The 21,415-nt window shown below is 49.5% G+C and carries 16 protein-coding genes; 7 read left to right on the top strand and 9 right to left on the bottom strand.

The window, feature by feature from the left end:
- The first annotated feature begins 205 nt into the window (after positions 1–205).
- The gene (locus tag ACEPSU_RS04000; RefSeq protein ID WP_395322898.1) at positions 206–1,525 is read left to right on the top strand and encodes a serine hydrolase; all 1,320 of its coding nucleotides are present in this window, start codon (positions 206–208) and stop codon (positions 1,523–1,525) included.
- A 131-nt stretch (positions 1,526–1,656) separates the two neighbouring features.
- On the opposite strand, the gene ACEPSU_RS03995 is transcribed toward ACEPSU_RS04000, so the two are convergent.
- Positions 1,657–2,280 carry a glycoside hydrolase family 73 protein gene (locus ACEPSU_RS03995; RefSeq protein WP_020089080.1) on the bottom strand — a complete coding sequence of 208 codons (624 nt, stop codon included), beginning with the start codon at positions 2,278–2,280 and terminating at the stop codon, positions 1,657–1,659.
- Between the two features lie 116 nt (positions 2,281–2,396).
- On the opposite strand from ACEPSU_RS03995, the gene ACEPSU_RS03990 reads away from it, so the two are divergent.
- Positions 2,397–3,383 (top strand): YdcF family protein, encoded by a 987-nt coding sequence (locus tag ACEPSU_RS03990; protein ID WP_395322897.1) that lies wholly within the window; start codon positions 2,397–2,399, stop codon positions 3,381–3,383.
- Between the two features lie 117 nt (positions 3,384–3,500).
- On the opposite strand, the gene ACEPSU_RS03985 is transcribed toward ACEPSU_RS03990, so the two are convergent.
- Entirely contained in the window at positions 3,501–4,478 is a 978-nt protein-coding gene (locus ACEPSU_RS03985; protein ID WP_395322896.1) for a linear amide C-N hydrolase, read from the bottom strand.
- A 319-nt stretch (positions 4,479–4,797) separates the two neighbouring features.
- Positions 4,798–5,034 (bottom strand): hypothetical protein, encoded by a 237-nt coding sequence (locus ACEPSU_RS03980; RefSeq protein ID WP_260339023.1) that lies wholly within the window; start codon positions 5,032–5,034, stop codon positions 4,798–4,800.
- A gap of 204 nt (positions 5,035–5,238) precedes the next feature.
- On the opposite strand from ACEPSU_RS03980, the gene ACEPSU_RS03975 reads away from it, so the two are divergent.
- Complete coding sequence (locus ACEPSU_RS03975) at positions 5,239–8,031, top strand: MMPL family transporter (RefSeq protein WP_395322895.1); 2,793 nt, start codon at positions 5,239–5,241, stop codon at positions 8,029–8,031.
- A gap of 413 nt (positions 8,032–8,444) precedes the next feature.
- Complete coding sequence (locus tag ACEPSU_RS03970; protein WP_395322894.1) at positions 8,445–10,601, top strand: KxYKxGKxW signal peptide domain-containing protein; 2,157 nt, start codon at positions 8,445–8,447, stop codon at positions 10,599–10,601.
- Positions 10,602–10,686: 85 nt separating this feature from the next.
- Here the strand turns inward: ACEPSU_RS03970 and ACEPSU_RS03965 are convergent, their stop codons facing one another.
- Together ACEPSU_RS03965 and ACEPSU_RS03960 are read right to left on the bottom strand one after the other, a co-directional pair.
- Positions 10,687–12,450, bottom strand: a complete 1,764-nt coding sequence (locus tag ACEPSU_RS03965) for a DUF5776 domain-containing protein (RefSeq protein ID WP_395322893.1) — start codon at positions 12,448–12,450, stop codon at positions 10,687–10,689.
- Positions 12,451–12,778: 328 nt separating this feature from the next.
- Positions 12,779–14,215, bottom strand: coding sequence for an MFS transporter (locus tag ACEPSU_RS03960; RefSeq protein WP_395361604.1), 1,437 nt, complete (start codon positions 14,213–14,215; stop codon positions 12,779–12,781).
- 180 nt (positions 14,216–14,395) lie between these two features.
- On the opposite strand from ACEPSU_RS03960, the gene ACEPSU_RS03955 reads away from it, so the two are divergent.
- Entirely contained in the window at positions 14,396–15,037 is a 642-nt protein-coding gene (locus ACEPSU_RS03955) for a methyltransferase family protein (protein WP_395322891.1), read from the top strand.
- Positions 15,038–15,183: 146 nt separating this feature from the next.
- Here the strand turns inward: ACEPSU_RS03955 and ACEPSU_RS03950 are convergent, their stop codons facing one another.
- Positions 15,184–15,654, bottom strand: coding sequence for a MerR family transcriptional regulator (locus tag ACEPSU_RS03950; RefSeq protein WP_020089824.1), 471 nt, complete (start codon positions 15,652–15,654; stop codon positions 15,184–15,186).
- Between the two features lie 204 nt (positions 15,655–15,858).
- Between ACEPSU_RS03950 and ACEPSU_RS03945 the strand changes: the two genes are divergently transcribed.
- The gene (locus ACEPSU_RS03945; protein WP_260339014.1) at positions 15,859–16,338 is read left to right on the top strand and encodes a C40 family peptidase; all 480 of its coding nucleotides are present in this window, start codon (positions 15,859–15,861) and stop codon (positions 16,336–16,338) included.
- A 183-nt stretch (positions 16,339–16,521) separates the two neighbouring features.
- On the opposite strand, the gene ACEPSU_RS03940 is transcribed toward ACEPSU_RS03945, so the two are convergent.
- Both ACEPSU_RS03940 and ACEPSU_RS03935 read right to left on the bottom strand, forming a co-directional pair.
- Positions 16,522–16,956 (bottom strand): GNAT family N-acetyltransferase, encoded by a 435-nt coding sequence (locus tag ACEPSU_RS03940; RefSeq protein ID WP_020089822.1) that lies wholly within the window; start codon positions 16,954–16,956, stop codon positions 16,522–16,524.
- A 15-nt stretch (positions 16,957–16,971) separates the two neighbouring features.
- Positions 16,972–17,637, bottom strand: a complete 666-nt coding sequence (locus ACEPSU_RS03935; RefSeq protein ID WP_020089821.1) for a histidine phosphatase family protein — start codon at positions 17,635–17,637, stop codon at positions 16,972–16,974.
- 560 nt (positions 17,638–18,197) lie between these two features.
- Here ACEPSU_RS03935 and ACEPSU_RS03930 point away from each other — a divergent pair.
- Positions 18,198–20,288 carry an LTA synthase family protein gene (locus tag ACEPSU_RS03930; protein WP_395323133.1) on the top strand — a complete coding sequence of 697 codons (2,091 nt, stop codon included), beginning with the start codon at positions 18,198–18,200 and terminating at the stop codon, positions 20,286–20,288.
- Positions 20,289–20,374: 86 nt separating this feature from the next.
- Here the strand turns inward: ACEPSU_RS03930 and ACEPSU_RS03925 are convergent, their stop codons facing one another.
- Positions 20,375–21,370, bottom strand: a complete 996-nt coding sequence (locus tag ACEPSU_RS03925; protein ID WP_395322890.1) for an NAD(P)/FAD-dependent oxidoreductase — start codon at positions 21,368–21,370, stop codon at positions 20,375–20,377.
- Positions 21,371–21,415 lie beyond the last annotated feature (45 nt).

Below are 21,415 nucleotides of genomic sequence, written 5' to 3'. Positions count from 1 at the left end.
ACTTATTTTTATCTGGATAAGTTTACCACACTCCCCCTTAACTTGCGACTCGTTTATTCGCTGTGCCCCATAACCAATTAATCCGTTGGTTAGGCCACTTAACTCGTTCATCAAATAAACGATTGAAAATATGACCGAGGCGCGTTAATATGAGACTGGCATTTGGGGAAACTTAGACCGACTTTAAGGGAATGGATGATAAATTTTGAAGAAAATTGTGACAATTTTGGGGTTAACTCTCGCGTGTGCGTTTGCTGGTAGCCTGCCGACGATTTCTGCCGACGCTAGCAGCTACCTGGGGATCAAGAGCACCAAGAACACCAGTTACAACGCACGTTTCGTCAATCAAGGCAGTCGTAACGATGGTATCTACTACTACGCACCCTACTACACCCAACGGTCGGCTAAGACCCGTGACGCCAGTGGTAAGAACTGGCAACACCGGTTTGTGAAGGTCAGCCAGGTGGCAACGCTCTCAAACGGCGTGCAGTTTGCCAAGTTCTCGTGGTATGGCGACAAGGTTGGGTGGGTCGACGTACGGGCATTGCAGAAGTTCAGTCGCAGTCAAAATGCGAAGGTACTGCTGAACAATGCTCATTTCCAAGGCAGCGCCATGCTATTCAATAACTACACGAACGGTGCCAGCAAAGTCAATGTTGGCTACGCTGATGCCGCCACGAAGACACTGAACTCAGCCAACACCATTTACCCCATCGCCTCGCTCCAAAAGGTGATGACCGGTGCGCTCATCGTGCAACTCGCTGGCCAGGGCAAGCTGTCGTTGAACGACAAGCTCAGCAAGTACTACCCTGGTGTTAAGAATAGCAACAAGATGACCCTTCGCCAGCTGCTCAATCAACGGTCGGGCATCGACATGGATGAGTCCACGCCCAGCAGCGTCCTCAAGACGCAATCCGCCGAGATCAACTACACGTTGAATCAGCTCAGGGTTGGCAGCAATGGGAGTTTTAACTACACCAACGCTAACTACACCCTGCTCGCCGGAGTGGCTTCCAAGGTGACTGGGCAAACCTATGACCAGCTGGTGCAGAAACGAATCATCGCGCCACTGGGGCTCAAAAACACCTACTCTTGGGATAACCTGCCGCGTAGTGGGTCTATCGCGACCGGTTACAGTTTTACCAATGGCAAGAGTAATAATACCAACAACGCCTCACAGAAATTGGTTTCATCGCTGTTAGGCGCTGGTAACTACTACTCGACACCAGCCGACTACTACAAGATTCAGCAGGGCTTGCGTAATGGCAAGATTCTGACGACTAATCAGTATTACGATCTCTCCAACGACTACAAGCTAAACTATGCCGGTGGGTTGTATCACTATAAGCACAGTATCAAGCGTGTCCGTGGAACCCTTAGCGGTGCGGGCTACGAAACCGCGCTGTACGGATCGGAAGGCAACAAATCCGGCGTCATCCTCTTTGCCAACCAGGCGCCAACCACGCCGATGAACAATCTGGCCGAGACGCTCTACGACCTTGCGCGATACTATGACGAAAACTAACGTGGCGTTCCATTCATGGCGGTAGCCGCGTTAAGCATCGGTTGCTTAGAAGACTTCAATCCATTTGGCAAGTAACGTCAAACGAGGCAGTACCAGCGTCAATGCCGGTACTGCCTCGTTTGTTGTATCATTTAAGTGTCATAGTCATTTAAATTGTAAGTGGCGATCAAGTTCGTCAACTTCTTGGCATAGCTCGGATCAGTGGCATACCCGTTATTTTGCAATAACGTGGCCGCCGTCTTGTAATCGGTCACCGTCTGCTTGAAGTAGCTACGTTTGAGCAACGCATCGTGGTCTAAAATAGCCGCCGTCAGGTTGGGATAGTCACGGAAGTTGGCCCGGACCGAAATCTTCTTACCGTTGACGTATTCATTGGTCCAAAACGACTTTGACTTGCCCTCATAAGCCCCCTTCACCCCAAACGGGTTATTGGCCTGCTGGAACAAGCCGGACGTTCCCCAGCTGGATTCCAGGATGGCTTGGGCAATGACGATACTGGGTAAGACCTGACCATTTTGCCGGTAAACCCTGACCGCTGGTTTCGCCATTTTTGCGATAAACTTTTTCTGAGCGGCCGTCTCGTTGTCAGTGATGCCCGTATCCGTCTGAGCAATGCGTTGCGACTGAATCTCAGTCTTAATCTTACCGCGCACTAGCAGCCCGCCACCGAGAACCAACAGGACCATGACGAAGATCCAGGTAGCGGTCGCGGGGTTATGAGTCGATTTTCTTTTCGTTCTTCGACGCTTAGGCACCCGGATTCCTCCAATCTCAGTTATAATGTTCTCAATTATAACGAGTTTTTCGTTAGATGGAATTAATTATCCAAACCCTCAACAAAACTTAAACTTTACCCAGAAAGGAGATTTCCATGTTACTGAGTGCCAGTGCTGCTATAATTTTTCTAATCATTTTACTGACTATTTGGGATCCCCACGGTCTGAACAGTGCGGTGATCACCGTGTTGGGTGGCGGTTTAATGACGCTACTGGCCACGTTATCACAACATCCTTGGGCCGTGCCACTGGCCGATTTGGGTAAACTAATCACTCTGGCTATCGGTGCTTGGGGCCTCTTCACGCTGTTTCTAATCATTGGCACGCCCAGCCTGATTGTACGCAAACGGGAACGCCTGACGTTTGGCCTCATCGCCGGCATCTGGCTCTGGCTAATCCTTGGCGGCGCGTGGCTGTATGCCGTGAGTCACGGTGCCTTCGACAATACCATTTGGCCGTGGCTGAGCTTCATCCCCGCCTTTAGCCTCTACTTGGGCGTACTCTTTGGGGCCAGCGTAATCGGTTACCTGCGGGCCATCTGTTTTCGTGCCCGACACGCCGACACTCTCGTGATTCTGGGAGCTGGGCTGCGCAACGGCAACCAGATTGGCCGCGTCCTAGGAGCACGACTCGATACCGCCCTCACCTTTGCCAGTCGGCAGAATCACCCGGTAACCCTCATTGTCAGTGGGGGCCAGGGCGCGGATGAAACGACCAGTGAAGCCGCTGCGATGGCCGACTATCTTGAATGCCACGGCTATCCGGCCAACCTAATTATCCAAGAGACGGCGGCCACAAATACGCGAACCAATCTGCTGAACAGTCAAAAACTCTGGTGGCAACTGCCCAACCAGGGAGGCCGGGTGGTGCTAATCACTAACGGCTACCACCTCTTTCGCACCCGCCTACTTGCCCAACACCTCCGCCTACACGTGGGGGGCTACCCGGCACCCACGCGACTGGGTTACCTACCAATTGGCTGGGCCCGTGAGTTTCTAGCGCTAATCATGGTGCATCCGCGACTCCACAGAAGCGTGCTGATTGGCATGGTCGCGACGAACTTACTGTGGATGCTGATGTAAGCGTGCGCCAAAAGACGACTGGCGGGCGAGCATTAAGGCTATTAGTTGCCGTTTTTAATAACGTAAAATGTAGAAAATCAAAAAGGTGCTGTGACGACTAATCACAGCACCTTTCCATTAATTTAACGGCGTCACACTAAGCTGATTGCTAACTTTATAAAACTTTGGTTCCGTCCACGTCAACATTTCTGGCGTTAATTTCAATTGGACCACATCCAAGCGATTGTACGGCTGGAAGTAATACGTCAGCGATTCGCTACAGGTCGCTGCACGATAGACGGAATAGGTTGGACGGTAGCGGTGACTCTTAGGTACCGCCACGCTGTCCAGCAGATGCCACGCGCTGATAATCCCCTCGTTCTCATCGACTGGGAGATCGGTGCGTTCCTTGTAATAGGCTGCGCGGACGAAGCGACCACCGGGGGTAAATGACCCACTGGGCACTGGTTTACCGGAGAAACGGCCGGTCGTGACGTGGGGTTCGTTCAGCGGTACCGTCCCGGCTTCAAAATCATCGGTATAGTTAACGTACTGACCGAGACGTTCGAGCTGTAATTCGAAGTCCTTACTGTTAGTGACCACGCCTAATGGATTCTCGCGGATGCGCATAGGAAAGTGCGTGGGTTCAATCACCACGGTCCGACCGGTGCGATCAACCACGGCAAAGTGTAATTCAGAGTCGCCGATGTTATTCACGGCGTATGCGCCACTCATCAGCTGAATTTCATCCAGATGCGCTTCGATATCGGCCACGGAAGCAAAGTTCGCCAGCAGATAAAAGGAAAACTCATACGGTGCTAGATGAACCTGCCCTGGTGTAGGCTTTTCGACCAGCTGAGAACCATTGGCAAACGTCAGCTTTTGCACGCTCAAGCCCATCTCATTGACGCCATCGGACACGTCGATTTCGTTATGGTGAGCACCCCCGCCACCAATCAAGGCGTAGCGGTTCGTGTGCCAGTGATTGTCAAAGACACTCTGCCACTGAAAGCCACGGGGCACGAACAACGGCTGAACGTAGAGGGCGTGCCAGTCCATGGTCCGCGCTAAGATGTGACTGCCGTCCTTGGCAATTTGTAAGATACTGGTACACATGGTAAATCCCCTCCTTTTCCTTAATCAATTGCATGATGTTAGTTTGAAATGGCCATGATTGATGTTAACTGCGCCTTACCAGGTGGTGAAAATGGACTCAGCTGTGGGAGTTTACGCCGGTTAGGAAACTGGTGCGGTCAAGACGCGATTCTCAGCGGCTTAACCACAAGCCTAAAGACCGCTCTACGGCTTTAGGCGTCCGCCTTCAGCGTCCCAGTCCGATTTTTACCGGCTCGGAGGCGCAATCTGAGTCAACTAATCGTTCAAAACAAGATTAATCTAGTTAATTAAGTTTACGTGAAAACGACTGCGACAGCAATTAAAGTGGCTTAGCTGCATCCTCTAAGAAAGCTTGAAACCGCTGATCAATTTCTTTTTGACGGTCAGTGACGGCCTTCGCCGGTTCAGCGACGTTTGCCGTAATCTCTAAGTAAGCAAACATAATTTGGCTGGCATCGAGGTGATACTGTGCCGCCAGCTTGAGGGCTAAGTCGAATCGGTCGGGCGTCAACATGGCTGCGTAGGGACTCTGGTAGGCTTGATGGTGCTTTGTCATGGATTCACGTTCTTTCTTTTAGTTAGTTATGAGGTCTTCTACTTTACCGCAATAGTTGTGGGAGTCAACCGTAAGGCTTTCTTAAACTTTGTTAAATAACGCCGAAAACGGCCCGATTCCGCCCCAATATGGTAGAATTAAACATGAACTGCACCCTGCTTGCACGGCGGGAAATTGATTAGATAGAGAGGACTCAGACTACATATGCAAGAACGGATAAGAAAGCTTCACCACAACCGGATTTTTGCACTCGTATTCTGGTTAGTCGTGGTCTTCGCGGCCATCGTCACCTTGCCAAATGTCAAGACCATCATTCAATATGACGGTCAACCACAATTGGCGAATACGAGTCAACCCGTCAAGGCGACCCAACTCAAGAACACTTGGGGGCGGAACCTGAATGGGACCTACACCGTCAACGCGGTCTTTAACAACCCCGACGGCGCCCTTACCAACAAGCAACTCGCCTCGGTCAACAAGACCGTTTCCGAATTGCAGAAGCGTTCGAGTTATTATGGGGTTCAAAAGATCACCACAATGACAAATACGCCGACTAGCAAGCCCCAACTGTTTTCCAAGGATAAATCCACGGAAATCGTTCAGTTAGAGGTTAGCCACAACCAAGGGACCGTCCGTCAGATGGCCTCACAACTCAAATCACAGATCTCGACCGTGGGGCTAAACACCTACGTCACGAGTCCTGAGATTATCAGCGATGCCGCCAACGAACACATTTCGTCGTTCACACTAGTCGTCATTCTGATGACCTTATTAATTGCTTTGATTGCTATGGGGATTCTCTTCGCGTCGATCATTGCCCCAATCATTACATTTTTAGCTATTTTAATTAGTTATATTACGACGCTATCCCTCGCAACCAACCTGGCCTACCACTGGAACTTCGCGTACTCCGAGTACACACCGATCTTCCTCCTGCTAGGCATCAGCTTATTCACGCTACTGACCAGCTTCTGGTTCTTCCGTGAATTGCGGAACCTGACTGATGATGGTGCCGACAACCAAGCCGCAACGACCAAAGTCGTCAACGACCTGGGCTACCGCATTCTGATCAGTACGTTGAGCTTAACGATTGCTTTTGGTAGTCTGATGCTCTTTGACTTCTCCACGATTCGTGCCTACGGTCTGTTGGGAATTGGTTTTGCCATCACTGGGATTGCCAGTGTCACCCTCGTCCCTGTCTTCACAGGGATGCTTGGGAACAGCCTCTTCTGGCCAAAGAAGACGCGGCCACGCCTTAAGGACCACAAGCTCTGGTTCCACTTAACCAAGTTTGGCCTTTGGCAACCATGGATCGCCGTTGCGGTCGTTCTGTATTTGATCGTCCCCGTAACGTTTGCGAACCGGACACACCTCAACTACAACAGTGCTCAAGATATTCCAAATAATCAAGCCGTGCAGGGTGCTCGGGTATTAAGCGCGCACTTCGGTCAAGGGAAGGCAACGCCAGTCACGTTGTACCTCTCAACTAACCAACGTCTCGACAACCAAAACCAACTCTATCAATTGGATAACCTGACTAAGAAACTCCGCGCCCAACCTGGTGTCGCTGCAGTCACGTCAGTTACCCAACCCGGTGGTCAACCGATCACGCAGTACTACATTTCTAATCAATTAAGTACGATTAACGAAAATATCACCGGCGTTGTCGGTCAACTTGGCACGGTCAGAAACGACCTGCAATCCGACAGTACCAATTTGAAACAAAAGTCACTGAAGGCTGAGGTTAAACGGTTGGACAAACTGACCAGTCAAACCAACACCCTGATGAGTGACAGCAGTACCTTACAGACGTCGCTCCAGACTGCTTTAAGTCGCTCAACGGCCGCTGGAACCACCAGTACGTCGAAGCGAATCACCCGTTACATTAACCAACTCAACGCCGTCAACAGCACGCTGAACACCGCGGTTAATGACTTAACCACCCTCTCCAATTCCGTCAACACTGCCAACACCGATGCCAGCGCTGCTCACTCAAACCTGAGTAACTACGCTGAATCGATCAAGGCAGTGAGCGACAGTTTGAAGACGTCCAAGAAGCAAGTCGCCAGCATGCAAAAGTCGATGAATCAGATTTACCTTTACCTCAGCGGATTGCAAACTTCTGAAGCGGCTAAATCCCTCTACCTGTCCCCTACGCAGATTGCCAGTGGTGATTTCCAACAATCACTCGCAAACTACACGGACGCCAAGGTACAATCGACTTACCTGACGATTACGTTAAAGGATGCGCCAAACGCCAAGAATACCACCAAGACGTTGCAACAATTGAAACAAGTTACCCAGAGTCAACTCCGCGGAACTGTTCTCAAGAACGCCACGTTAACGTTTAGCGGTCAACCAGTCGTCACAAGTACGATTCAAACGCAATACCAACACGACTTACCACGCGTCTTACTGTTAGTCTTTGGCATTACGTTACTTCTATTGATTCTGTTCAGCCGGTCAATTCTGCAAGCCAGCTACTGGTTCTTAACCTTCCTGGCTTCCGCATTTGCCGGCTACCAATTGACCCAAGTCCTGATGGGCTGGTTAACGGGTAACAGCGAGTTCAACTGGCAAGTGCCACTGCTGGCCTTCATCCCACTGACCGTTCTCGCCGTTGTCGAGCTCACGCAACTCGCGCTGAGTTACCGATTTAACGATGGTCCCCTGTTAGACTGGTTATTACCAGGGATTCATGAAGTCGGTCAAACGATGCGGCATTCACTGTTCATCATCATCGCCGGAGTCCTCGGTCTCCTAGCCGCCGAGTCACAAACATTGACGGCTGTCACGCTGATCACCATCTTTACGGTAATCATCTTCAACTTAGTCTTGCCACTAATGGCAGCCTCCTTCGGTAAACTCTCAGTTGTCATTCCGGCGCAAAAGCCAATGCAATTCAGACGGAAGAAGCGGCGTCCTCGCAAGTCACGTTCCAAGACGAAAGCCAAAGCTACGCCTAAGGCTTCCGATTCAGATAAGACTGAAAAATAGAAATAGTTATGAACGAAAAGCCTTCGCAATTGCGAAGGCTTTTTTGTCGCGCAAGAAAGGCGGAAACTTCCCATTTCAATCTCAGTGGCCCTCTCACAATAAATTAGTTCTGGTAGCAAATAGTCGTTAACTTTTGAGTGACTTTCCATGATGCTAAACTGATAGACTCATCGGGTAGAATCGCTAATCCCCGCTTCCTTCCAGTAAATAATTCAGATTTGAAATCCCCCATTTTTATTTACATGCCATTACTTAAAGTCGCGAAACCATCATCCTTTATAACAGTTTAGCGTTACATTCATCCCGATAAGGTGTACACTGGCCATAAGAAGTTGTCCACATTTACTAATGTGTGGCATAAATATTGGCTGGCTATTTAAAATGAACCACTTACCAACTAGGGGGTAACGATCATGCGGAAACAAATTATGACAGATACAAAAGAACACTATAAAAGCTACAAGGCAGGCAAACACTGGGTCTTCGCCTGTATGACGGCCGCAACTCTGGGCCTAGGACTGACTGGTATGAGCGTCAATGCTTCGGCCGATACCGACGCCGATAATCCAGCAGCACCAACGACTACCGCAACCGCAACATCCACCACAACCGCAGGTAATACGCAGACACTGCCGAAAACTACATCCGTTAATACAGATAGCAAAGCAGGAAGTGAACCCGGAACAGGTGATGATTCCGGGAATGCCGGCAATTCCGATATCAATACCAATGAGGGTAACGGTAGTAATGACGGTTCCATCATCAATAAAGACAACAACGGTAAGGACACCAACGACATTAAAAATAGTGAACTCAATACCGATGATCCGGCTAACAAGGACGTTAATAATAACAAAGAATCTGAGAAGACCGATGATACAGTTGTAAACAAGAATGATAACACCGGATTGGGCACCAATGATAATGATGTCGTGAATAAAAACAATGACAGTAATGATAATATCGTTCCAGGCACAAACACCCTCAAAGCACCGGGCACAAGCAGGATGAGTCGCGCGGCTCTCCTTAAAGAAGCCCCTACGTACGACGACAAGGATATTCAGGGTGTCGATGCGACTATCTGGTTACCGGACGCCGCCTTACGGTCTTGGGTCGAGTACAACACCCAAAAGAATCTGAACGGCGTCACCATTACGGATGCCAACCTCTACCAATACGTTGATAAATTATTGCTAGCCGGTGTCTCCGGCTACACGGGACCAAACCCAACCACACTTGAAGGTCTCCAATACTTCAAGAACATCACGGCGTTCGATTACACCGGCGATATTGCACCAGCCGATTGGATCAGCTTCTCTTTTGCTCCTAACCTCTCACAGTTCATGGTTTCCAGCAAAGATTCGGCTGCGCCAAGTATGGACGCCACAACTTTTATCAATTCGGTTCTAGGTGAAAACGACAAGCTACAATACCTGATGCTTACAAACCTCAACTTAACCGGCAATCTGCCAGATATGTCTAGTTTCCAAAATCTGACTAATCTCAATCTAGGCTCGAACCACTTAACCGGTAGCCTAGATGACATTGGGGATTTACAACCTAACACCAGCCTGAATCTGGCATCCAACCAGCTATCTGGCCCATTGACGCTCGCCAACTTTAAGAACCTGCGGGCACTGTACATCAGTAATAATGATCTCACCGGTGACTTTCCTGTGCTGGACGCTGCCGCTAACAGCATCATTTTGGATGCCCAGAATAACCACCTGACCTCGGGACTGCAAGATCCCACGAGCAACCAGGTCACGATGAACCAAACCCTTAAGGGGGGCAGTTACACGATTACCCCTAAGAACCGGACGTTCGATCCAATTACCCACTACGTTTCCGGGGTCCTCGGCGAGAATGGGACAACTATCGATATGACTGATCCCATGACCGTTTACGGTTGGAGTAACGGTGCTGGCAGTCTCTTTACGGTAACTAAGGATGATACTAACCCGATTGGTTTCAACCTTACCGCAAGTAAGGACGTTCCAGATGGCACCTACACCGTTTGGGCCTTGAATTCCAAAACGAGTCAATACGCCTTTTCACTCACCTTTTCTATCGTTAATGGTACAGACCCAGTCGTCACGCCACCAACGACTGGCGGTAACGGTGGCACCGTAACGCCACCTGCAACTGGTGGTAACGACGACAACAGTAACACCGTAACGCCACCAACTGACAACGGTACTAACACGGACGAAACACCAGTTACTGGCGGTGATGGGGCAACAATTGACAGTACTGCGCCCGCTAAGGCTACTAAAAATGCCAAAATTCAGCAGACACCTCCTGCAACTAAACAACCCACAACAACTGGCGGTGCCGCAGCTACGGTGAACACGACGCGTCATGCTGCAACTAAGCCAGTCGCCGTTGCCAGCGCGAAAGCTAAACATAATACGGTCACACTCACTAAAACGGCGCCTAATCGTCAGAACAAGGCAACCACGACCTTACCACAAACCAACGAAAAGCGTGGCGTCAGTGCCATCGCTGTCGGCGTTGCACTCGCCATCAGTCTCTTGGGACTCGGCGTAGGGTTACGGCGTCATGAGTAACTAACCAAACGCAAACAGCAAATAAAAAGTCTTCGCGTTTGCGGAGACTTTTTTTCGTCCTATTAGCGGATACCAGCGTTACGAATTATTTATTTACGGCTTTAACCATGGTCTTATTAGCTGTTACATAGTCGCCATTACTCAAAACTAGCCGCGTTGTCAGATTGTGCTTCACAAGCTTCTTGATGCGCAAAATCTGCCCCTTACGATAATGTTTAGTCTGACGCGTCAAACTCCCCTGTTTGTAGGTATTCACCCCACGTGGACTAATCACTTGAACTTTCTTAGGTGCTTTTTGATAATACGTCTTCACCACGTAAGCTGACTTGGCGGTGATGTAGCCTTGCCGACCGAACGTCGCAGAGCCATGATTGACATCCCGGACCTTATAGCGCAAACGTCCTTGATCAGACTGCGCATAGCCCGTTACGACAAACTGCGGCCGTTTAATCCGTGACTGACGCCGATAAATGAAACGACGTGCATGCTGCGTGAACGTTGGCTTACTGTATAAGCCAATCTTCTTAAGTGCATAGACAGCTTGGCCTTTACGTGCGCTGCTTGGATTCTGCGAGCTCGAGCTGTTTTGATTTTGTGATGAACTCTCAGCCGACGATGACTGACTTGAAGTTGAGGCGGTCGTTCCTGAAGAACTAGATTGGCTACTGTCCCGTTCCAATGGAATTGTCACTAAATTAGTTAGAGGTGCCCTATCCGCCTCGGCATCGGTGCCCACCCAAAATGTTCGAATGGACAATGAATTAACGTCATCTGGAATATTATTAATCACCACATCATTGAACTTATCCATATTAATATCTGCTTCATTAATGTTAGAATCAATTGGCATCTGCGTAATCTTCGGTATAAACCCCATAGGATGAATATATCCCCAGCTGTGATCATTAAAGTCAACCTGATTAAATCCATAGATATTATCCAAGCTCACCATCTGATTGCCAACAGAATACTGCCGCGTCACAGTTGGCATATCATCGATCGTACTATCTTCTGTTGAATCAGGCGTTTCAAGTCTAAATTCACCATTTTTTGCGGTTTGATTCACGTTATAACTGTCTGGTAAAAATTGGGCACCAGGAACCCCACCATGGATGACGACACTGCCATTCTTGACTTTGAGCGCAGACGCTTTTGCAGCCCCTTTTTCACGTAAACCAGTAACCGTATTGGCTTGTTGCGCTGGAAGCAAATCATTGATTTTAGAAAAATCGGTGATTTCATTATCACTGACATCCAGTCTTCCATACCTCACTGTTCCATTCTTACTCAGAGCCATCAGATCATTAAATCCACCATTGCCAATTCCATCTTTATTAAGCTCTACATCTAGATCCCAGTTTGGATTACCTAGGAGCCCTATCAATGGCCCGACCTTTTGGTCAAAATCCGACTGCTTTGTAATTTCAATTAGCCCAAATAGTCCAGCAACGGCATCGATACCCGTCCAGTCCGTAATAGGCGTATCAATAAGTAGAATTGCGTCAGGTTGACCAATCACACCCGAATCCTCGCTTGCCTTAGCGCCCTCAACAGCCTCTTTTAAATTACTGTCAACAGTCACCGTTCCCTCTTGTAAACTATCTAAGCTTTGAGCAACAATACTAGCCAAATTTTGATCTTTAAACGCTTGGCTAATCGGTTGGTCCGTATTCACCGGAGCAAATTGATTGTCAGTTTGTTCCGGTAATTCTGAGGCCGCGCTCGTTTCCTTAGCAACAGAAGTTTGCGTTGCCGCCTTCACTGGTTGTGATGCAAAAGATGCTAGGCCAAATGTACCCAGTGTGATGCCTGCTAAATAGACTAACCAAACTCTTTTTCTATTTTCCATTGCTTCATTTTCCTCCCACAAACCTGCCACGCGATACGGTATGTATCCTACTTAATATTATGAAATACGAACTCTAACAAAAGATAACAGTTACCATTGTTAGATGTCCCTCACACATAAGTATAACTATGCAACAGTTCTTTTACAAAATATTAATGGCACTTCACAAGAAATAATCAAAAAGGGCCAGCCTCTCTTACCTGGCTAGTCCTTAATTCTACTTCACTGCTGTCATCCCAAAGCGGTTAACTCAAGCAGACCGTTCATCTATGACCAATTTTTGAATAGTTAGTCAACATTTTAGTTTGTTTATAACAGCCCCATCGATTTAAGCCCGTGCTCGCCGATTAAATAACCGCCAGCCCGTAATCACACTAGCCACCAAACAAATCGCCAACGAGACCATAAAGGCCACGTGCATCCCACTAATGAAGATCTCTGGATGTGCTGGCAGATACGCGGTGACCTTGTGCCCCGCGTAGTGCCCCATGGCGGAGAACAGAACGGTCGTGGCGATGGAAATACCAACGACCATCCCCATTTCCCGTGTCAGCGCGTTAACGCCACCGGCGACACCAAGGTCTCGCATCGGCACGGAACTCATAACAATGGAATTGTTGGGCGCCATGAAGACCCCGTTTCCAAAGCCAACCAGACCGATGAAGAACATGAACACCCACAGTGGCGTCGCCAAGGTAGACAGCATGTACCCCACCTGACTGATTGAGATCAACACCAGGCCGATAAACGTCAGAATTTCTGGCCCAATTCGATCCGAAATACTCCCAGCAATCGGGGCGACCACCACCTGCACGATGGGAAAGGTCATCAGCGCATAACCGGCATAGTTCGCCGCCATACCCCGGGCATTTTCCAAGTAGAATGGAGCGATAACGTTGAAGAAGAAGTTTGCCACAAAAATCAGGAAGGCACAAAGAATACTGATCGTAAATCGCTTATTTTCAAAGAGATGTAACGCTAAAATTGGGTCGTCGATTCGCAGCTCAAGCCGTACGAAGACGGCCGTAGCAACGATAGCGACCGCAAATAATCCCAGAATCACTGGCCTCGTAAATCCAATCTCCTGGCCGATAAAGACGCCAGCAAACAACGTTACCATCATCAGAGCGAACAGCCCCGCCCCAGGCTTATCGATTGCCTGTTGACTGACCGTAATATCTTTGGGTAGGATGTGCTGGCCAATCAGTAGCGCCACAATCCCAATTGGCACGTTGATCCAGAAGATGTAGCCCCAATTGAAGTGGGCCAGAATCAGGCCCCCTACCCCGGGACCGGCAATACTGCCGAGTGCCACAAAGGAGCCAATCATCCCCAGCGCTCGTCCTCGCTCGTTGAACGGAAAGACTTCGGTAATGATGCCGCTATTGGTCGCCATGGTCATGGCTGCCCCGATGGCCTGAATTGTCCGGGCCACCAGCAGGAACCCCAGGCCCACACTGAATCCACAGAGTAGCGAGCCAACGGTGAACAGGACGGAACCAATTTTAAAGATGCGAATCTTCCCGCGGGTGTCGCCGAGTTTGCCAAAGAGCAGTAGCAACGCGCAGATGGTAATCAAGTAGATTGACACCACCCACTCCGCTTGATTCATTGGAATGACAATGTCCTTACTGATGACTGGCAGCGCAATGTTGACGATGCTCCCATCCAACGTCGACATGAAGGTAAATAGACAGACGGCCACCAGAATTAGCCACCGATGTTTTTGAATCGCAGGATCATCCGCAAAATTTTTCATGTTCATTCTCCCCTACGTTACCCGGTCCGAACCGAGTCAACTCTTTTATCGGCCCCCATTATAGGGTATCCGGTCAACAGATGAAAGCTAAATTCTCGGCTATTTAATTTTCCACGCATAACCCAACGACTTTACGCTGATGCTCTCGTGCAGTACGCTAGGGTTATCCAAAAGGAGGGGTCGCTTATGTATGGGATTAATCGAACAACGACGGGGGCAAAACTACTGATCTTAGCCGCTCAGTTTTGCTACCTCGTGGTGAGTGGTTACTGGTTGGCAAACGCCGCGCAACCCCCACTACTCACCTGGACCATGGTTGGCTGCCTCGCCATCATCTTCCTGCGGCTTAACGCCATGATGTTTGTCTGGCTACCGCGCGGCATTGGGTGGTCTGAAGCGTTGGGAAATAGTCTGGCCTTTGCCCTCTACTATCTGGGGTTCCCCTGGCTCTTAATTCACGGTGGCGGCTTCGTCCTGTGGTCCTATCTACTCGGACTCCTCTTCTTTGTCGGTGGTAGCGCCCTGAACACGACCGCTGAGCTGCTTCGAAAACCCTTCAAAAACGATCCCCGTAACGCCGGAAAGCTCTATCGCGGCGGTCTTTTCAAGTACGCCATTCACATTAACTACTTGGGTGACGTATTGTGGGTGCTGGGCTGTGCACTAGTGACCGGTAACCCTTACGCGCTCCTGGTACCGTTACTGCTGCTGGCACTGTTTGTCTTCTCTTACATCCCCACAGCCGACCGCTACCTCGCGCAGAAATACGGAACGGCCTTCACAGACTACCAGCGTGAAACCAAGGAACTCATCCCCTTCATCTGGTAAGGATGTAAGTAATCAAGCCACCCACCTGCTTCACGTTGCAACCATCAAGTACACGCCTCGCAAAAAGGCGCCCGGGATTTTCCCCCGAGCGCTTTTCATTTACGATTAAAGATCAACGACGCTACTGACGAGCAAACTTTCACCGCTTAAACGCGACTCGCATCGGTCAAGCGCTGGGCCTCATCGTTTGGTAATAGTTTGTAATGAATGGGACCATCGTCAGGCAACAGGGCCATCAAAGTCTGGGTATCATCGAAAGCCCCCAAGTTAATGGCCATTTGATTGTCAATCATGGCAAAGCCCTTCATCCCGGTAGAAACGAAGCGGTGAATGTGCTTCACGTTTTCCTCACGCGCCTGTGCCTGCTTAGCGGCTCCGGCCAACGTGTAGCCGGCATCCAAGAAATATTTCATCATTGACACCTTGATAAACGTTTTAAATGTATAGACCCGGGCCTGCTGACCGTCTTCACGCTCTCGAGAAGCAATCAATTCCTTCTTCTCCCAGTAACGTAACTGCCGAGCCGAAACACCGGTCATTGACGATAACTCCCCGATTCGAAAGACCAACCGGTGAAAATCAAAGGTCTGCCGGATCTGATCTGTAAATTCTGCCATCCTGGTATGACTTCCTCCCCGTGTTAACTTACTTACCAATCCTGTTAGATTTTAACAAGTTTTGCCCCTAAATTGCAACTATATTGCTAAAAGTAATGATTTGTTTAAGACATTTAACGGGTTTGCAAAGGGCTTGTTACACATTTGTCACATTACATTGGTACGCTAGTAACTGTAATAATTCATGAGGAGTTGTCAGTAGGAATGAAGAAAGTTGTTAAAATATTAGCCGCATTTGCATTAGTTATTGTTGGTGTCTTCGCTGTCTCGATGAGTACGACCACCACGGCATCCGCCGCTTCTAACTCATCATTCAAGTCCGTTTACAAAGTTGCCAAGTCACATTTAGGTGCTAGTTACGTTTATGGTGCTACTGGTCCTTCCGCATTTGACTGCTCAGGGTTCACTGGTTACATCTACAAGAAGGGTGCCAAGACGACGTTGCCTCGGACTGCACAAGCCCAATACAACAAGTACAAGCACGTCAGCTACAAAAACATCAAAAAGGGTGACTTGGTCTTCTTCGGTTACAGTAAGGGATCTATCTCCCACGTTGGGATGTACATCGGTGGCGGCAAGATGATTGATGCCCAAAACCGTGGTGTGGTCCGCGAAGCCGTTCACGCGCCATGGTGGCACGCTGTTGGTTACGCCCGCGTTGATACCGCAACTGACGCTGACTAGTTCTACTGAACCTCATGAATTCAAATGAACGTTAATAAATGACAAACACGTTACGCACTGACAATTGGTCGGTGGTAACGTGTTTTTTTGTGGAAAATATCTCCCCCACCTCAGCTATCAAAAAAAGACAAGCAGCACTGAATCCATCGCCTGCCTGTCTCGTTTCGTTTCGTTACTGTTACATTATGCAATCGTGTACCGCATGGTTCGATGGGGAATCCCGGCTTCTTCAAACACATCGCCGATAACCGTGAAACCCAGTTCCTGGTAGAATTCCAAGGCTGTCTGTTGGGCATCCAACTCCACTCGCGTCACATCAGACTTCTTGGCATCCTGAATGATCTGCTTGATCAATTCTCCGGCATAGCCGTGGTGCCGCGCATCTTTCTCGGTGGCAACCCGCTGAATCTTCACGCGGTTTCCCGCCAACATGTCAATCCGCGCCGTTGTGACCGGCTGATCATCCTCATAGCCCACATAGTGCATCTTGTCCTCGTCAGTGCCGTCTAGCTCCAACTGAGGGTCAATGCCCTGCTCCGCAATAAAGACGTCCTTACGAATCTGTAGCGCGTCCTGATAGACGGGGTTTAGCTTACCCCAAGCCATTCTAATTTCCATCAAACCATCCTCGTCCTAATCTTTTTGGTTGTAACTCAACACCTGAATGTCGTCTGGTGTCAGTAATAATTTCGTTAAACTCCCGTTGGCTGGTCGCACACTCAGGTCGTATTTCCCCTGACCGTAACGCTCCATCAGACTCAGCAAGGTATTGCCATGACTGATCATTAAGACCTTGTCACCGTCTTTTAACTCGGGATTACGCCGAATCATGTCAAACGCCTGATCAACCCGCGCCCAGTATTCCGCGTTGTTCTCAGCTTGCCGGAACGGATCGGCCTCTTTCAAAAAATCCTTGGCCTTGCCAATGGAATACTTCTCTTCAATCGCCTTAAACGTTGGTACACCATGCGGTGCGCCCGCCACGTACCACGCTTGGGCCATATCGGTCCCTTCATAGTAACCGTAGAACTCCTCACGGAAGTACGGTGCCGTTGTCAGCTTGGCCGCCGGTTGTGAATGGTTCGCCGCCAGAATAGTCTCCGCGGTCTGTTGGGCCCGAGTAGTATCACTGCAATAAGCTGCCGCAAACTTCACGTCCTGCAGCCGCTCACCGGCCGCCTTGGCATCGGCAATCCCGGCGTCGGTCAACGGCGAATTGCTCCAGCCCTGTAGTTTATTGTAGATGTTGAAATAAGTCTGACCGTGCCGTACCACGTACAACGTGATCTGCTTGTCCATAACGTCTTCACACCTTTCATTTTGTTGGTTTCCACTAGACATGTACCTCCGGGATGGTGAAAATCGCCCGTGACGCTGTGGGCGGACGCCGGAAGCCACAGAACGGTCTTCCGGCTTGGTTTTAAGCCGACAAATCACGTCTTAAAACCACCCAGTTCTCTAACCGGCTAAAATACGCCGGTAAGAGAACTCCCACAGCTGAGGCGATTTTCACCATCCCTGCGGCTAAGCTAGTACTAACCAACCATTCAAATTACCTTCTACTGTATTCATTTATTAACTAAAAGTATGACAGTCTTACACCATCAATTCTATATCTCTAGTGTACCAAATAACCTCATCAGCGGCGCATGATTTCCCCATGGGACTTAAAATTTCCCTAAACTTGCCTCAAGAATCCCTATCGGACCGGGGAATTTGCTAGGATAGGGAAAATGCCTGCGTTACGGGTGACGGTTATTGCCCGTTAACTATGGTAGAATAAGACTACTTATTTACAAATGAAGGAGCGAAATAACTTGGAACGTTTCAAAAAGATCTGGGCCAGAACGGGGACACGGATGGGCTTTACGACCCTGCTCGTCGTGCTCTTTTGGCTAAAGACATTAGTCGCCTATTTCGTCGACTTCAAACTAGGGCTCAGCGACCCCTTCCAGTTTCTCATCGTCCTCTTGAATCCAATTGCGACGACCATCCTACTCTTCGGACTGGCGCTGTACCTGAAGCGGGCACGATTCTTCTACCCGTTTATTTTTCTGATCGACATTCTTAACTCCCTACTGCTCTACATCAACGTCATCTACTTCCGGGAGTTCACCGACTTCATGACGGTCAGTACCATGTTGGGTTATTCAAAGGTCGACCAAGGGCTCTCCGGCAGTTCGCTGGCACTGACCTCCCCCCACGACATTCTCTACTGGCTGGACCTGGTCATCGTCATCGTCTTGATGCTGACGCGGCGAATCTATATTGATCCTCGCCCCGTCAACAAACGGGTGGCTTTCGCCGTGACGTCGGTCGGCCTCCTCGCCTTTTCCGTCAACCTGACGCTGGGCGAAATGGACCGGCCACAGCTTCTGACGCGGACCTTCGATCGGACCTACGTGGTGAAGTACTTAGGATTAGACGCCTTCACCGTTTACGATGGTATCAAATCTGGCCACACTAGCGAGCTTCGTTCACACGCCAAGAAGTCCGAGCTCAGTGGTATTCTAAAATACGTTCATGGCAACTACGCGGCACCCGACAAGGATCTCTACGGGGTCGCTAAAAAGAAAAACGTCATCATCATTCACTTGGAAAGTTTCCAACAATTCTTGATTAATAAGAAGGTTAACGGGCAAGAAGTCACGCCATTTCTGAACAAGCTCTACAAGAGCAAGTCCACCTACAGCTTCGACAACTTCTTCCATGAAGTCGGTCAAGGGAAGACTTCCGACGCCGAAACGATGCTGGAAACCGGGACGTATGGCCTCTCTCAAGGGTCCCTATTCACCCAGCTGGGCAACGACAACACCTTCCAGGCTGCACCGGCCATCTTCAATCAAGCTGGTTACACGAGTGCCGTCTTCCATGGTAACGTTGGGAGCTTCTGGAACCGAAACAACACTTACAAGAACCTGGGCTATCAGTACTTCTTCGATGCCAGTTACTATGACACCTCTGGTGATAAGTCGTTAGGCTATGGTTTGAAGGACAAGCTGCTCTTCAATGACTCCGTGAAATACCTGCAGCACCTCCAACAGCCATTTTACGTGAAATACTTGACTGTCTCGAACCACTTCCCATTCTCCTTGGATAGTGAGGATAGTACCTTCAAGACCCCAGACACTGGCGACAAGACCGTCGATAATTACTTCAAGACGGCTAACTACCTCGATCAGTCGATTCAAGAATTCTACCACTACCTCAATAAGTCTGGGTTAGCAAAGAATTCACTGGTAATGATCTACGGGGACCACTACGGTATTTCTAACTCATCCAACAAGAGTCTGGCAAAGTTGCTCGGCGTCAATCCGGACGACTGGAACGATTACAACAACGCGCAGCTACAACGGGTACCGCTGATGTTTAACATGCCTGGCTACAAGAAGGGTAAGATTGAGCACACTTACGGTGGGGAAGTCGATGTGTTGCCAACCCTGCTCCATCTGATGGGGATGAACAGCAAGAAATACCTCCAGTTTGGAACTGACCTGTTCTCTAAACAACACAATCAAGTCGTCGCCTTCCGTAACCGTGACTGGGAAAGTCCGGGTTATACATCCGTCGACGACACCATTTACAGTAACAAGACCCAACAGGTCATTCACCCGACTGGGAAGCTGAAGGCTAAGATTGATAAGATGCAGGCACACGTCAACGAGGGACTGAGCCTATCCGACTCACTGAACAACAAGAACCTCTTACGTTTCTACCATCCTAAGGGCTTTACAGCAGTCGATCCGAGCGATTATAACTACTCGGACGGCTTACAAAAAGCTGAAAAACTGGAAAAGAAACTGGGCTTAAAATCAACCAGCCTCTTCTCCCGCAATGGCGACAAGTCCACGCAAGGCCTCTACAAGACTGATGCGCCAGAACTTAACCACAAGCAGACTGATTCTAACCGGATCAAGATTACCAATCAGGACGATACAAGCGGCAAATAAGTCACAATTTGCCACAAAATAAAGAAGCTATCCGTTCAATCTTAACGATGAGCGGATAGCTTCTTTGCTTTTAACAAACCGAAAACTTAAGGTTTAGGGGTAATCGACGTACTGTGGACTGGGCCACGCCGGTCAGGAAAGTACGTACTCATGATGGCTTGCACGGCAATTGGTGCTTCGCCGTAACCAATGGCAATCAATGGCTCCTTGCCAGGATAGGTAGCCCCATCCCCAATCGCATAGATGCCGGGAACACTGGTCGTCATCTGCCGGTCAACGGCAATCAAACGCCGATCCTCAGCCATATCTACGTCCCAGGCGGCCAAGGCCGAGTGGTCGGCGGTAAAGCCGTAGCTAACGACCAAATCATCAATGACTTGGTGAACCATATCGCTAGCCGCACCCACGGGCTTCAACGTTACATCTAAAGCACCTTCGGCCGTGGCTTGCAGGTCCCGAATCAGATATGGCGTTTTTACATTAACGGTCGATTCATGCAACAAGTCCACCATGTGCGCCAGTCCACGGAACTGGGCGCGACGGTGAAGAAGCGTGACGGACTTGGCAACCGGCACCAGCATTAGAGCTTGGTCGATGGCGGCATCGCCACCCCCAGCGACCATCACACGGTGGCCACGGAACTTTTCCAAGTCACGGACACTGTAAAAGAGCTGCTTGCCGGCAAAGTCATCGGCACCGGCCACGTTTAACTTACGCGGCTTGAAAGCACCGTTACCCACGGCAACAATGACCGCGCGTGTCTGGCTTGTCCCCTTCGGTGTGGTAATCAAGAAGCCATCTGCATTAGGCGTCACATTAGTCACCGACTCGCCCGTCTTGATAGTCAACGGGAATTGCTTGAGCTGCTCGCGTTGCCCGGCAATCAGATCACGGCCGGTGACGCCCGGAAAACCCGCAACGTCAAGAATCGTCTTCTCCGGATAGAGGGCATCGACTTGCCCACCCAGTGAAGAGAGGCTCTCGACGACTTGGGTCTTGGCGTTGTGCATCCCGGCGTAAAAGGCGGCAAACATACCGACTGGGCCACCGCCAACAATGGTAATATCATAAGATTCTGTCATAATTTTGAACTCCATTTCTTTAACTCGACAAACACCTGAGGAGGT

Source organism: Levilactobacillus parabrevis (genome assembly GCF_044051715.1).
Taxonomy (GTDB): Bacteria; Bacillota; Bacilli; order Lactobacillales; family Lactobacillaceae; genus Levilactobacillus; species Levilactobacillus parabrevis.
Note: the sequence above shows the minus strand (reverse complement) of the source record. Positions and strands in the feature narration are given on the sequence as shown.